This window comes from Mycobacterium heidelbergense, assembly GCF_050205645.1.
In the GTDB taxonomy this organism is placed as follows: domain Bacteria; phylum Actinomycetota; class Actinomycetes; order Mycobacteriales; family Mycobacteriaceae; genus Mycobacterium; species Mycobacterium heidelbergense_A.
On sequence record NZ_JBNMQT010000004.1, the window covers coordinates 176,494 to 188,973 of the forward strand.

The window sequence follows — 12,480 nt, forward strand, 5'->3', positions numbered from 1 at the left end:
GACCGAACGTGACATTCGCTCCCGGCGTGTTGGTGCATTTGTGCGGTACACAAGCGTGGGCGGACGCCCGCGTGCGCGGCGAGATTCACCCGGCGGCGCCCGGCTCGGACGCCGGGGAGCGGTTCATCCATCTCTCAACGCCCGACCAGGTGCATCTGCCGGCCAACCGGCGCTACCGCGGCCGCGACGACCTGGTGCTGCTGCATATCGATCCGGCCCGGTTGGACGCACCGGTGCGTTGGGAGCCGGGGGTGTCGACGGATCCTCGGTCGATGTTGTTCCCGCACCTGTACGGCCCGCTCCCGGTAGCGGCTGTGACCCGCGTCACGGCTTACGCGCCGGGGCCCGACGGCACGTTCCCGGCGCTCGGCGGGGGTCAGGGCGCGGAGTCGGCCGGGGAGTCCACGTAGGCGTCGGCTTCGATCTCCACCAGCAGCTCGGGGGCGATGAGCGCCGCGACCTCGATCATCGTCGCCGCGGGACGCACCTCACCGAAGACTTCCGCGTGCACCGCCGCAACCTCGCGCCAGCGGGCGATGTCGGTGACATAGATGCGCGTCCGGATCACGTCGGTGAGCTCGGCCCCGGCCTGCTGGAGCGCAAACTCGATGCGGCGCAACACCTCTCGCGTCTGGCCCGCGATGTCGCCGGCCGGCCCGGGTGCGGTTGTCCCGGCCACCGCCACGTGGGGGCCGACGCGAACGGCGCGCGAGTAGCCGACCACCGACTCGAATTCGGAGCCGGACGAGACGACTTTTCGGTCGGCTGACATGTGGTCACCCTAGCCCACCAAAGAGCCGACGAAACATGTTGGACGGCAGGCGATTAAGCTCGGCGGCACGGGCCGTCCGGCGGAGGGAGCGGTCATGACCACACCCGGCATCTCCGAGGACGCGCTGCTCGCGCAGGAGGCGTGCTTCGCGCGGGCATTCGCCGAGGGCGATCCGGCGATCGCGCGGGACCTCTATCAACCCGACGTGGTGTATGTGAGCCCGACGGTGCGTCTCTTCGACTGGCCCGCCGAGATCGAAGGCATCGAGCGCACGCTCGAGTTCATCGCGCTCACCATCCGTGGCTGCTCGGCCATCCGCTACGAGGCGACCGAGCACGCGGTCGCGCCCGGCGGGGACATCGCCTTCGTGCGCGTGCGGTTCGATTGGGATTCGGGTGGGCAACGCCTGCGTTCGACGTATGTGGTCCTCTACCGCTACAGCGACGGCCTGATCGCACGTCAGGAGCTCTATTACGACCCCAGCGGGGCGCTGCAGCGGCTCACCTAGCCGGATGCGCGACGGCCGGGAGTCTGGGACACTCGACGGGTCATGAAACTTCGCTCAGCAGTGGCAAGCGCCGTCGTCCTGATCGGCCTCGCCGCCCCGGCCTACGCCGACGACGGCGACGGCGACGGCGGGGACGTCGGCACCGACAGAGCGTTCCTCGCGGAACTCCAGCAGGCCGGTCTGACCTACCAGGACCCGAATAGCGCGGTGGCCGCCGGGAAATCGGTCTGCCAGCTCGTCGACGAGGGAAAGTCGACCGCGGAGATCATCACCGAACTGCGTAACCGCAACCCGTCGTTCCAGGGGACGAGCGCCGCGAAGTTCACCGCGCTCGCGGCCGCCGCTTGTCCCCAGTACATGACCGGCGGCGGCCTGACTGACGGCGCCGGCGCGCGCTAGCTGCGCGACTTTCGCTGTGCTGCACGAAAAGTGACGTAGCCTGGGTCAGGAAAGGAGTCCACGCATGCCCACACTGTCGTTGACCAGACTTGCCTTGGCGGTTGGTGGTCTGACGCTGGCGTTGACCGCCGGCGTCGGCGTCGCGTCCGCGGATCCCGATCTGGGTCCGGCCGTCAACACCACCTGCACCTATGACCAGCTCGTGGCCGCGCTGAATGCGCAAGACCCGACGATCGCCGCCTTTTTCAATTCGTCACCGCAGATGCAGTCTGGGCTGCGTGACTTTCTCGCCGCGCCACCCGATCGGCGGAGGCAAATCGCCCACGACATCGTGAACGGTCCACATGCCGGGCCGTACATCCCAGTTCTGCAGCGGACCTTCGCTACCTGCAACAACTTCTGAGCGAAGCTCAGGCGAGCTCAGTCGAGCTCAGTCGAGGTAGTCGCGCAACACCTGAGAACGGCTGGGGTGGCGCAACTTTGACATCGTCTTGGATTCGATCTGGCGGATGCGTTCGCGGGTCACGCCGTATACCTGCCCGATCTCGTCCAGGGTCCGCGGCTGGCCGTCGGTGAGGCCGAAGCGCAGCCGTACTACGCCGGCCTCGCGTTCGGACAGCGTCTCCAGCACCGACTGCAGCTGGTCTTGCAGCAGCGTGAACGACACCGCGTCGACGGCCACCACCGCCTCGCTGTCTTCGATGAAGTCACCCAGCTGGCTGTCGCCCTCGTCGCCGATGGTCTGGTCCAGCGAAATGGGCTCGCGCGCGTATTGCTGGATTTCCAGCACCTTTTCGGGCGTGATGTCCATCTCCTTGGCCAGCTCTTCGGGCGTGGGCTCGCGGCCCAGGTCCTGCAGCAGCTCGCGCTGGATGCGGCCCAGCTTGTTGATCACCTCGACCATGTGCACCGGGATACGGATGGTGCGGGCCTGATCGGCCATGGCACGGGTGATGGCCTGACGGATCCACCACGTCGCGTAGGTGGAGAACTTGTAGCCCTTGGTGTAGTCGAACTTCTCGACCGCGCGGATCAGGCCCAGGTTGCCCTCCTGGATCAGGTCGAGAAACGCCATGCCGCGACCGGTGTAGCGCTTGGCCAGTGAAACCACCAGCCGCAGATTGGCTTCCAGCAGATGGTTCTTCGCGCGGTCGCCGTCGCGGCAGATCCACATCATGTCGCGGCGCTGGGCGGCGGGCAGCTTGTCGCCGCGCTCGGCCAGCTCGGTCATCAGCTGAGTGGCGTACAGGCCGGCCTCGATCCGCTTGGCCAGCTCCACCTCTTCCTCCGCGTTGAGCAGCGCCACCTTGCCGATCTGCTTCAGGTACGCGCGAACCGAGTCCGCCGACGCGGTGAGTTCGGCGTCCTTGCGGGCCTGGCGCAATGCCTCGGATTCGTCTTCGTCCCAGACGAAATCACCGGAGGCCTTGTCCTTTTCGGTGGGCTCGGCGATCTCCTCGTCCTCTTCGGCGGCGGGTTCGCCGGCGGCCGCGGCGGGGGCGGCGTCACCTTCCGCGGCCGGTTCCAGCTCGGCGTCGGGCGCGACGTCTTCCTCCAGGTCGTCGAGGTTGAGGTCGGCGGCGTCGATGTCGATGTCCTCGCCGGGCTCGATGTCGGGTTCGCCATCGAAGTCTTCGGTGGCGTCGGAGTCGACGGCTTCCAGATCGGTTTCCGGATCCTCCGCGGCGGCTTTTTTGGAGGACGCCTTCGTCCCGCGTCCCGACGGCGCCTTGGCCGGCGCGCTCTTGGCAGCCGCGCGGGTCTTCTTCGCGGCGCCGGTCGCCGCCGCGGGCTCGGCGGTCGCGGCGGACTTGGCGCTCCGCGATGCCGTCTTGGTGGCGCGTTTTGCCGGCGCGGAGCCATTGGCGGCCTTTGCCGCCGAGCGCTTGGCGGGGGACTTGGTGGCGGTGCGTTTCGCCGGCGCTTCAGTCGCCGTGCTGGTCTTGGTCGCTGCCACGTACACCCCTTCGGTTGGGCTCACTTCCGGTGGGTCTGGGCATGGTGGACCGAAAGTGTCTGCTATGTCGAATGTCGGCGTTGATCTCGGCGTGAGTACTGGCACGCTATCGGTCGGGCGGTCGCCGGTGACCATTGTAACGACAGTGCGCGCTTGTACCGGCCCACCGGGCGAAATTCAGTGCGTCACGTCCGAGGTGGACGCCATCGCCGCGCCGACGATGCCGGCGGTGTTGAGCAGGGCCGCGGCCACCACCGGGGTGCGGTTTGTCAGCAGCGGCAGCCATTTGTCGGCCTTGCGACTGATGCCGCCGCCCGCGATGAACAGGTCGGGCCACATCGCGTTCTCGATGGCGACCAGCACCCTGGTCACCTGCTTGGCCCACTTCTCGTAGCTCCAGTCGTTGCGCTCCTTGACCGACGACGCCGCCCGTTGCTCGGCCTCCTTGCCGCCGACCTCGAGGTGGCCGAACTCGGTGTTGGGTATCAGCGTCCCGTTGTGGATGACCGCCGATCCGATTCCGGTGCCGAACGTCAGCAGCACCACCAAGCCGGAGTTGTCTTTGCCCGCCCCATACCGCTCTTCCGCGAGGCCGGCCGCGTCGGCGTCGTTGAGAACCGTGACCTCCTGGCCGTTGAGCTCGGCCGCGATGATGTCGCGCGCGTTGGTCCCGATCCATGACTTGTCCACGTTGGCCGCCGTGTGGACGATGCCGTGGGTGACGACGCCGGGGTAGGTCACCCCGAGCGGGCCGGTCCAGCCGAACTCGTTGACGACCGCCGCGATGGTCTTGGCGACGGCCGGGGGCGTGGCCGGTTGGGGAGTCAACAGCTTGAACCGGTCGCCGACCAGCTGGCCGGTGTCCATGTCGACGATCCCGCCCTTGATTCCGCTGCCGCCGACGTCGATGCCGAATCCACGACGTTGCGGTGTGCCACCGGCCCCGTCGGTGCCGGGCGTGTCCGTGGTCGAGTCGGTGCTGGTCATCGAATCTCCTCGGCAAGACTTGCGCTGTGAGCTCACCTTAGCCCCGCCGCGGCAGGGCCGACTGTGATGCGATAGGTGGGTGACGCGGTATGACGGCGACCCCGCGCCGCTGCGTTCCGTCGCCGAGACCCTGGCCGCCGAGGCCGCCGAGTTCGTGCGCGCTCGCCGCGCCGAGGTGTTCGGCGCGGCGGCCGGCGCCCCCGACAGCGGCGCGGTGCGCTCGAAGAGCACCCCGACCGATCCGGTAACGGTGGTCGACACCGAAACCGAACGGCTGTTGCGCGACCGGTTGGCCCAATTACGGCCTGGAGAGCCGATTCTGGGGGAGGAGGGCGGCGGGCCGACCGGTTCGGCGGCGACCTCCGAGACGGTCACCTGGGTGCTGGACCCCATCGATGGGACGGTGAATTTCGTCTACGGCATCCCGGCCTATGCGGTGTCGGTCGCGGTTCAGGTCGACGGTGTGTCGGTGGCGGGAGCCGTCGCGGACGTCGTCGCCGGGCGGGTGTACTCGGCGGCGAGCGGCCTCGGCGCCCACGTCACCGACGGGCGCGGGACGCGCGAGTTGCGGTGCAGCACCGTCGACGACTTGTCGATGGCGTTGCTGGGCACCGGTTTCGGGTATTCGAGGCGGCGCCGCGCCACCCAGGCGACGCTCTTGGCGCGGATGCTGCCGGTGGTCCGCGACGTGCGCCGGATCGGTTCCGCCGCACTGGATTTGTGCATGGTCGCGGCCGGCCGGTTGGACGCGTTTTACGAGCACGGGCTGCAGGTGTGGGACTCCGCCGCGGGTGCGCTGATCGCCGCCGAAGCGGGAGCTCGTGTGCTGCTGCCGGCGCCGAACGGATCGGTCGGCGGCACCGGCTTGGTGGTCGCGGCCGCCCCCGGCATCGCCGACGAGCTGCTGGCAGCGCTCGAGCGGTTCGACGGCCTGGAACCGATCCCGGACTGATAGCGCCGGGGAATTCAGCAGCTGCTGGCGTGAATCTTTTGTAGCAGCGCGGGATCCGATGCCTCGGCGGCGCCCGGGCGCAGGCCGGCGAGCACGGTGTCGATGTCGTCGTTGTGCGCGAGCCCGGAGAAGTCGGTGCCGACGGCGAGGTCGACGGTTTCGTCGGCGCGGTTGTCGTTGAACAGTTCCGTGCACGGCGCCACCAGCCACACCGCCGCCGCGGCGGCCTGCCCGGCCGTCCCGAACCGGATCTGGCCCGGGCAATTCAGCCGGGTGCCCGCGTAAAGCGGGTCGTTGGCGGCCGTCGGCGCGGCGAAGCCCAGATCCTTCAGCGCGCCGGCCACGTCGGCGGCCTGCCCGCCCCGGCCGCTGGCGTTGAGGACGCGGACCTTGGTGTCGGTGAGCTTGGCGGGTGTGACGTCCGCCATGGCGGAGCGCGACATCTGCTCACCGAGCTGCGGCGTCGCGGATCCCTCCTTCTGCGGAGGCGGATTGCACACCGCGACCTCGTGCACCTTGGCGGGCCGGGTCAGCGCGATGGTCCATGCCACACCCATCACCACAACCAGGAAAATCAGCACCACGATCGCGGGGCGGGGATTGCGTCGCCGAAAGGGCCGACCGTGCTTGTCAAAGGCGGTACCCTCGGTGATTTGTGCGACCACAGGTGCACTCTAGCGGCACCCCAAACGCACTGTTTAGAGGCGAACACAAGGGTCAATCCAGGGGTGTGACGTAAATCACAACTTAATGGGCCGTGATCCGGGCACGAATCATTTGGTGGATGCGTTCGACGCTGGTACAAAGCGTTCCTTGGGTAACGCGGGAACGCGGGCATAGAGGGGATAGGACGATGCCTACCGACTATGACGCTCCACGGCGCACCGAGACGGACGACGTCTCGGAGGATTCGCTGGAGGAGCTCAAAGCACGACGGAACGAAGCGGCGTCGGCCGTGGTCGACGTAGACGAATCCGAATCCGCCGAGTCTTTCGAACTGCCTGGCGCCGACCTCTCCGGTGAAGAGCTGTCGGTTCGCGTTATTCCGAAGCAGGCCGACGAGTTCACCTGCTCGAGCTGCTTTTTGGTGCAACACCGCAGCCGGCTCGCCAGCGAGAAGAACGGCGTGATGATCTGTACCGACTGCGCGGCCTGAGCCGGGTCAGCTTCGCAATGCCGACAGCACCCGCTCCGGGTGACGGCAGCTCACCAGCCAGTACGGCGTCGGGTCGTCTGGGTCATCGAGGACCAGGAGGATCAGCGGGCCAACCCACGCCCGGTGCACCACGTAGGCCGCGGGATCGAGCTGGCGCCCCAGCGCCGCCGATTTCGCCGAGCGCGCTATCTCCGCGGACCGGGCGATCACGGTGACCGGCAGATGCGCGTCGCCCGCCCACATTTCGACCCCGTCCCCGACTTCCGAGCCGGCGGTGACTTTGATCTCGACGCGGCCCAGCCACAACAGCACCGCGGCCGCCACCGCGAACAGGGCGACGAAAGGAAGCCACGGGGGTAGGGAGCGAATGCCGAGGTTGACTTCGAAAGCGATGAGCCCGGCCAGGCCGAAACCCGGTGGCCACCACCACCATGGGACCCACAGCCGTTCGCGATATCGCACGCTGTGTGGTGCGACGCGCGTACCAGACACGCGGTCAAGGGTAATCTGTGGCCCCGTGTCGACCACTTTGGCTGTTGTCCGTCTCGATCCCGAGCTTCCGCTGCCCAGCCGCGCCCACGACGGCGACGCGGGCGTCGATCTGTTCAGCGCCGAAGACGTCAGGCTGGAACCCGGACACCGGGCCCTGGTGCGAACCGGTGTCGCGGTCGCCATCCCGCACGGAATGGTCGGGTTGGTGCATCCGCGCTCGGGATTGGCTGCGCGCGTGGGGCTTTCGATCGTCAACAGCCCGGGCACCATCGACGCGGGCTATCGCGGCGAGATCAAGGTTGCGTTGATCAACCTCGACCCGGCCGAGCCCATCCTGGTGCATCGCGGCGACCGTATCGCCCAGTTGCTGGTGCAACGGGTCGAGTTAGTCGATTTGGTGGAGGTCTCGTCGTTCGACGAGGCCGGGCTGGCCGGAACATCCCGTGGCGACGGCGGTCACGGTTCCTCTGGCGGACATGCGAGTTTGTGATGGCACTGGGTAGACGTTCTGACAAGGACGACATCGAACCGACGGCGGCCGAGGACGTCGAGGCGCCGGACGACACGGACGAAGAGCTCGAGGGCCCGTTCGACATCGAGGACTTCGACGATCCGGCGGTCGCCGAGCTGGCCCGACTCGATCTGGGCTCGGTGCTCATTCCGATGCCGGACGGCGGCCAGCTGCAGGTCGAGTTGACCGAGACCGGTGTCCCGAGCGCGGTGTGGGTCGTGACGTCCAACGGCCGTTTCACCATCGCCGCCTACGCGGCGCCCAAGACGGGCGGGCTGTGGCGCGAAGTGGCCGGCGAGCTCGCCGACTCGCTGCGCAAGGACTCGGCCCAAGTCAGCATCAAGGACGGCCCGTGGGGCCGGGAGGTGGTCGGCGTCGCCTCGGGTGTGGTGCGCTTCATCGGCGTCGACGGCTACCGCTGGATGATCCGCTGCGTCGTCAACGGGGCGCCCGAGACCATCGAGGCGTTGGAGCAGGAGGCGCGGGCGGCGTTGGCGGACACCGTGGTTCGCCGCGGCGACACACCCCTTCCGGTGCGGACGCCCCTGCCGGTGCAGTTGCCCGAGCCGATGGTCGAGCAGCTGCGGGCGGCGGCGGCCCAGCAGGCCGCGGAACAAACCGACGCCCAGCAGCCGCCCGGCGAGCCCGCCGCACGCCGCAGCGCCGAGGGCTCGGCCATGCAGCAGTTGCGCACCACCACCGGCGGCTAGAGGTCTCCCAAGGCGGCGAGGCAGGCCGCGCCCAGTGCCGCGGCGTCCTCGCCGATCTGATCGAGCGTCACCGTCCGCAGTGCCGCGCGCGGCGCGGCGCGGGTCCAGTCCAGACCGACTTGCAGCGGGTGAATGGGATCGTCGACCGCCGCGGCGACCCCCAGCGGCGCGGCCAGCCCGGCCAGCTCCGCGCAGCTGGGCGCGACGTAAGCCGCGGCTTCCTCCATCGCGTCGGGCAATTGCGGCCACTGGGCCCGCCACGAGCGGGCCAGCTCGTCGGCGAGCCAGGGCGGGCTGGAGGCCCGCATCTGCGTGGTGGTCGCCGCCAACCCGTCGGCTCGCAGCTGCGCCGCCGAATGCCGCGCCGCAAGAGCCGCCGGGGCCGCTCCTGGAGCGCCGGCCCAGGCCGGCAGCGCGGCCAGGACGGCAACCGTGCGATCGGGATGCGCGAGCGCCCACGCCGCCGCCACCGCGGCGCCGATCGACACGCCGCCGACGGCGACCGGGCCGTCGCACGCGGCGGCGTCAAGCGCGGACAGATAGCCGTCGACCAACCGGTCCGGGCGCGGCGCCGGGGTCACCAGCAACGCGCCGACCTCGCGCAACGGCCCGGAAAATGCCCGGTAGACGTAGTCGTCGTCGGATCCGGTGCCCGGCAACAACACCGTCGTGACACCGCGCAGATCGACAGCCACCCCTCGATAGTGCCCGGCGCCGACGGGCGCCCAAAATCCGGTTTGGTTCGGTTGGCGCCGGGGAACCAAGAGGTCTACGGTGTCCGTTGGCATAGAGCAAGCGCCGAGGCTTTTACAGCATTGTCAGGAGTGGCCATGGGGGCCCAGGGATATCTACGCCGGCTCACCCGTCGATTGACGGAGGACCCGGAACAACTCGACTCCGAGGAGTTGTCCGACGAGGTGGCAAGCACCGGCGCGCAGCGCGTGATCGATTGCGAGCGGGGCCAGGAAGTCACGATGGTGGGCACGCTGCGCAGCGTGGAATGCAACGGTAAGGCCTGCGCGGGAGGGGTCCGCGCCGAATTGTTCGACGGCACCGACACCGTCACGCTGGTGTGGTTGGGGCAGCGCCGGATACCGGGCATCGACTCGGGCCGCACGCTGCGGGTGCGGGGCCGGCTGGGCAAGCTGGAGAACGGCACCAAGGCCATCTACAACCCGCACTACGAAATTCAGCGGTGAGCATTCCCGGCGAAACCGGCAGTCGCACCACACTGGAACGGCTGCTGGCACAGGCGGGCGGGGTGAGTGGTGTCATCTACTCGTCGCTGCCGGTTGTGACTTTCGTAACGGCTTCTTCCTTATTCGGCCTGCTGCCCGCGATCGCGTCCGCGCTGGGCGTGGCCACGCTGGTCTTGCTGTGGCGGCTGATCCGGCGCGAATCCCCGAACCCGGCGTTCTCCGGATTCTTCGGCGTCGCCTTCTGCGCGCTCGTCGCCTACCTGATGGGGGAGTCGAAAGGCTACTTCCTGCTGGGCATTTGGGGATCGCTGTTGTGGGCGGTGGTGTTCGCGGTGTCCATCCTGATCCGCCGCCCGGTGGCCGGTTACCTGTGGACCTGGGCAAGCGGCCGCGACCACGGCTGGCGCGGTGTTCCCCGGGCCGTGTACGCGTTCGACATCGCCACCCTGGGCTGGATGCTGGTGTTCGCCGCCCGATACGTTGTTCAGCAGCAGCTCTACGACGCCGGTCGGACCGGTTGGCTGGGCGTGGCGCGGATCGGGATGGGCTGGCCGCTGACCATACTCGCCGGGCTGCTCACCTACGCGGCGGTCAAGGCCGCTCAGCGAGCGATATCCGCGGCCGGTAAGGCGGGCGACCCCGCCGCTTCGGTCGAGGCGGACCCCGGCGTCGACTAGGGCGTGCGGTCAGAACAGGTTCCTCGTATCACCGTCGGCGAGCGCCTGGATGAACATCACCGCGTAGTTCGGGAACCGCGGCCCGGAGCGGCGGCCCAATGGGTCGCTGGTGACCTGCTGGCCCCAACGACCCCAGAACCCTCTCTCGTTGTCGTCGTCCGGCCACCACCGTTGAGTCGGGCGATCAACGACCGAGCCGATCGATGTGTCGCCTTGCGCCCGCCATGACTCGACATCGTTGCCCGCATCCGGAACGCGCAATCCGGCCGGCAGTAGCGTCTTGCCGTCACCGGCGGACGGTATCTGGTCAGAGTTCGGGGCGTCATCGCTGGCTGGTGTATCACCCACACCGAACGGACGGTTATAAATCGCGAGGGCCTCGATTTCGGCTGCGGCCCACCCTTGGACGAAGAAGCCAGTGACAAGACCCCCAATGAATTTCGCAATGATCGCCGCGAGCTCTTCCGTATCACGATCACTCGCGTCGTCGTCATCGGCCGGCGGCGGTGATACGGGTCCAGGTCCGTCCATGATGCCGCAATTGCGCGGCGCCTCGTTGGCGCTGAACGGGTCGACCTCAACTTCGCCCCCTTGGATGTAGAGGCTGTGCGAACCGAGCGACACATGCACCCGCGGATGCCCGTCGGTGGTGGCGGGTTGTCCCGACTTCCACTGCTCGACCTTGATGACGGTGCGATTCTCCTCGTCGAACTGATGAGGCCGATACTCGAGCTGTCCACCTCCTACGTCAACAGCTTTCGGTCGGGAACCGGTTAGTCCCAAGAACTTTGGGGTATAGCCCGCTGGGTCGTCGCCCTCGCCTTCGAGCAGAATCGCTATGCAGTGCCAATCGCCGGCGTGGCACGCGACCTCCTGCGCCTCGACGGCACTACACGTGTCGGCGCCCACCGACTGTACGTGCGCCGGAAACAGCAGGTAGTAGCAGAGCAGCTTCGGGTTCGCGCGTAAGGCAAGGGTTTTCGTCAGGTTGACGTCGGATCCGATGATGTTTTTGAGCCGGGAAGCGGTGAAAACCTCGGCCTGGTAGCGGAATCGGCTGGCTTCGAACTCGTTTTTGAAGAGGTCATCGATCTTGTCGCGGTTGGCGTAGACATTCTCGCTGTCCTCCGTCACCGCGGGTTCGGCCGTTTCGGTCTTGTCCTTCCAAGCACCGATCTCGAGGAATCGGTTGTCCTTGCCCTTCCCGAGGATCTCGTCGAACTTATACGTGAGCCCCGGACCCGGCACGGCGGACAGATGACCGGCCTCGACCTGCGGCTTGCGGGGGAACGCGGTGCCGGGCGCGCCGCCCCAGGTCGACTTGTCGTCGAACGGGGCTGTGCTCGTCCACAGTGCGCAGTGTTCGACGAAGCTCTTTGCATCGACCGGGAAGAACTTCTCGTCGGGGTGGAAGAACAGCACCGGTTCGAACCGCTTGATCAACTGCTCGTCGGGGGTTAGCTCGTGGGGCGGTCCTGGGCTACCTTTGTCGGCCTTCGCCTTGACTTCGAGTGCGATGGCCGCTGCGTTTTCCGCTGCGGGCCAAGTCCAGCTCACACCGGACACCGCGGGACTTGCGTCCTGGGTTTGCAGACTCGTGCCCCTGCCCAGGAACTGCTCCGGATTCAGCTCGTCGATCTCGGTGAACCCCGCCCCGGGCGTGACCGGCCGGGTGGGATCGGCGGCCAATTCGAGTGCGATCCCGCCCACGGCGACGTTGTGGGCCGGGTCGGCCGACTGTGAAAGGGCGGCAGTCAACGTCGTGCCGTTACCCGTGGCCGTGACGGACCCGACGACCGCCGAGGCGCCGCCATCGCCGGCGTCGGCTCCGCTGTATTCGAAGAGCGACCATGCGCAGTAATCCTGGGTCTGGCCGCCGAAATCGATCGTCAGCCCACCCTCAGCCGGGGTGCTGCCCAGTGCGCGGAACGCGGTCAGCCGCCGATCGTTCTGGGTGCCGAAGGACACCGTCTGGATGCGAACCCAGACCAGACCGTTGCCGCTGATGGTCGGAACGGTCGGGGTGCCGCCGATCAGTCCGGCCGACGCATTGGTGACGAACAGCAACACGAGGGCATTTGCCTCCGGCCGGACACTCGAGGTTTGAAAGCTATCGGCGTCGTCGGTGCTGGAGTCCGCCGTCAGTTTCCTGCGCTGCAT

At 68.0% G+C, this 12,480-nt stretch carries 17 protein-coding genes; 10 read left to right on the top strand and 7 right to left on the bottom strand.

The genetic code is table 11. The features are described from left to right. The first annotated feature begins 8 nt into the window (after nt 1-8). On the top strand, nt 9-410 hold the full coding sequence (locus ACQI5H_RS06065; protein ID WP_427078494.1) for a DUF952 domain-containing protein: 402 nt from the start codon (nt 9-11) through the stop codon (nt 408-410). Here the strand turns inward: ACQI5H_RS06065 and ACQI5H_RS06070 are convergent. Beyond that, on the bottom strand, nt 377-772 hold the full coding sequence (locus ACQI5H_RS06070; protein WP_427078495.1) for a RidA family protein: 396 nt from the start codon (nt 770-772) through the stop codon (nt 377-379). The two genes, ACQI5H_RS06065 and ACQI5H_RS06070, sit on opposite strands and share 34 nt — an antisense overlap. 94 nt (nt 773-866) lie before the next feature. Between ACQI5H_RS06070 and ACQI5H_RS06075 the strand changes: the two genes are divergently transcribed. From ACQI5H_RS06075 to ACQI5H_RS06085, 3 genes are all read left to right on the top strand, one after another. Continuing rightward, on the top strand, nt 867-1,280 hold the full coding sequence (locus ACQI5H_RS06075) for a nuclear transport factor 2 family protein (protein WP_427078496.1): 414 nt from the start codon (nt 867-869) through the stop codon (nt 1,278-1,280). 42 nt (nt 1,281-1,322) lie between these two features. Beyond that, nucleotides 1,323-1,679 (top strand): DUF732 domain-containing protein, encoded by a 357-nt coding sequence (locus ACQI5H_RS06080; RefSeq protein WP_427078497.1) that lies wholly within the window; start codon nt 1,323-1,325, stop codon nt 1,677-1,679. A gap of 64 nt (nt 1,680-1,743) precedes the next feature. Then, the gene (locus tag ACQI5H_RS06085; protein WP_427078498.1) at nt 1,744-2,082 is read left to right on the top strand and encodes a hemophore-related protein; all 339 of its coding nucleotides are present in this window, start codon (nt 1,744-1,746) and stop codon (nt 2,080-2,082) included. Between the two features lie 27 nt (nt 2,083-2,109). On the opposite strand, the gene ACQI5H_RS06090 is transcribed toward ACQI5H_RS06085, so the two are convergent. Both ACQI5H_RS06090 and ppgK read right to left on the bottom strand, forming a co-directional pair. Continuing rightward, nucleotides 2,110-3,636, bottom strand: a complete 1,527-nt coding sequence (locus ACQI5H_RS06090; protein WP_427078499.1) for an RNA polymerase sigma factor — start codon at nt 3,634-3,636, stop codon at nt 2,110-2,112. A gap of 177 nt (nt 3,637-3,813) precedes the next feature. Continuing rightward, on the bottom strand, nt 3,814-4,623 hold the full coding sequence (gene ppgK / locus ACQI5H_RS06095; protein ID WP_427078500.1) for a polyphosphate--glucose phosphotransferase: 810 nt from the start codon (nt 4,621-4,623) through the stop codon (nt 3,814-3,816). Between the two features lie 79 nt (nt 4,624-4,702). On the opposite strand from ppgK, the gene ACQI5H_RS06100 reads away from it, so the two are divergent. Next, nucleotides 4,703-5,575 (top strand): inositol monophosphatase family protein, encoded by an 873-nt coding sequence (locus tag ACQI5H_RS06100; protein WP_427078501.1) that lies wholly within the window; start codon nt 4,703-4,705, stop codon nt 5,573-5,575. A gap of 14 nt (nt 5,576-5,589) precedes the next feature. Here the strand turns inward: ACQI5H_RS06100 and cei are convergent, their stop codons facing one another. After that, complete coding sequence (cei, locus tag ACQI5H_RS06105; protein ID WP_427078502.1) at nt 5,590-6,240, bottom strand: envelope integrity protein Cei; 651 nt, start codon at nt 6,238-6,240, stop codon at nt 5,590-5,592. A gap of 188 nt (nt 6,241-6,428) precedes the next feature. On the opposite strand from cei, the gene ACQI5H_RS06110 reads away from it, so the two are divergent. Next, on the top strand, nt 6,429-6,731 hold the full coding sequence (locus ACQI5H_RS06110) for a DUF4193 domain-containing protein (protein WP_003919098.1): 303 nt from the start codon (nt 6,429-6,431) through the stop codon (nt 6,729-6,731). A 6-nt stretch (nt 6,732-6,737) separates the two neighbouring features. On the opposite strand, the gene ACQI5H_RS06115 is transcribed toward ACQI5H_RS06110, so the two are convergent. Further along, nucleotides 6,738-7,223 carry a DUF3093 domain-containing protein gene (locus ACQI5H_RS06115; RefSeq protein ID WP_427078503.1) on the bottom strand — a complete coding sequence of 162 codons (486 nt, stop codon included), beginning with the start codon at nt 7,221-7,223 and terminating at the stop codon, nt 6,738-6,740. Nucleotides 7,224-7,248: 25 nt separating this feature from the next. On the opposite strand from ACQI5H_RS06115, the gene dut reads away from it, so the two are divergent. Both dut and ACQI5H_RS06125 read left to right on the top strand, forming a co-directional pair. Further along, nucleotides 7,249-7,713 (top strand): dUTP diphosphatase, encoded by a 465-nt coding sequence (gene dut / locus ACQI5H_RS06120; protein WP_427078504.1) that lies wholly within the window; start codon nt 7,249-7,251, stop codon nt 7,711-7,713. Beyond that, nucleotides 7,713-8,444, top strand: coding sequence for a DUF3710 domain-containing protein (locus ACQI5H_RS06125; RefSeq protein ID WP_427078505.1), 732 nt, complete (start codon nt 7,713-7,715; stop codon nt 8,442-8,444). Before dut ends, ACQI5H_RS06125 begins: the two co-directional genes overlap by 1 nt. Here ACQI5H_RS06125 and ACQI5H_RS06130 read toward each other — a convergent pair. Beyond that, nucleotides 8,441-9,139, bottom strand: a complete 699-nt coding sequence (locus ACQI5H_RS06130; protein ID WP_427078506.1) for an alpha/beta hydrolase — start codon at nt 9,137-9,139, stop codon at nt 8,441-8,443. The two genes, ACQI5H_RS06125 and ACQI5H_RS06130, sit on opposite strands and share 4 nt — an antisense overlap. Before the next feature lie 135 nt (nt 9,140-9,274). Between ACQI5H_RS06130 and ACQI5H_RS06135 the strand changes: the two genes are divergently transcribed. Beyond that, nucleotides 9,275-9,643: an OB-fold nucleic acid binding domain-containing protein gene (locus ACQI5H_RS06135; RefSeq protein ID WP_076063766.1), complete on the top strand. Its 369-nt coding sequence runs from the start codon at nt 9,275-9,277 to the stop codon at nt 9,641-9,643. Further along, complete coding sequence (locus ACQI5H_RS06140; RefSeq protein WP_427078507.1) at nt 9,640-10,320, top strand: DUF3159 domain-containing protein; 681 nt, start codon at nt 9,640-9,642, stop codon at nt 10,318-10,320. The genes ACQI5H_RS06135 and ACQI5H_RS06140 overlap by 4 nt, the downstream gene beginning before the upstream one ends. 9 nt (nt 10,321-10,329) lie before the next feature. Here ACQI5H_RS06140 and ACQI5H_RS06145 read toward each other — a convergent pair whose 3' ends face one another. Then, nucleotides 10,330-12,480 (bottom strand): hypothetical protein, encoded by a 2,151-nt coding sequence (locus ACQI5H_RS06145; RefSeq protein ID WP_427078508.1) that lies wholly within the window; start codon nt 12,478-12,480, stop codon nt 10,330-10,332.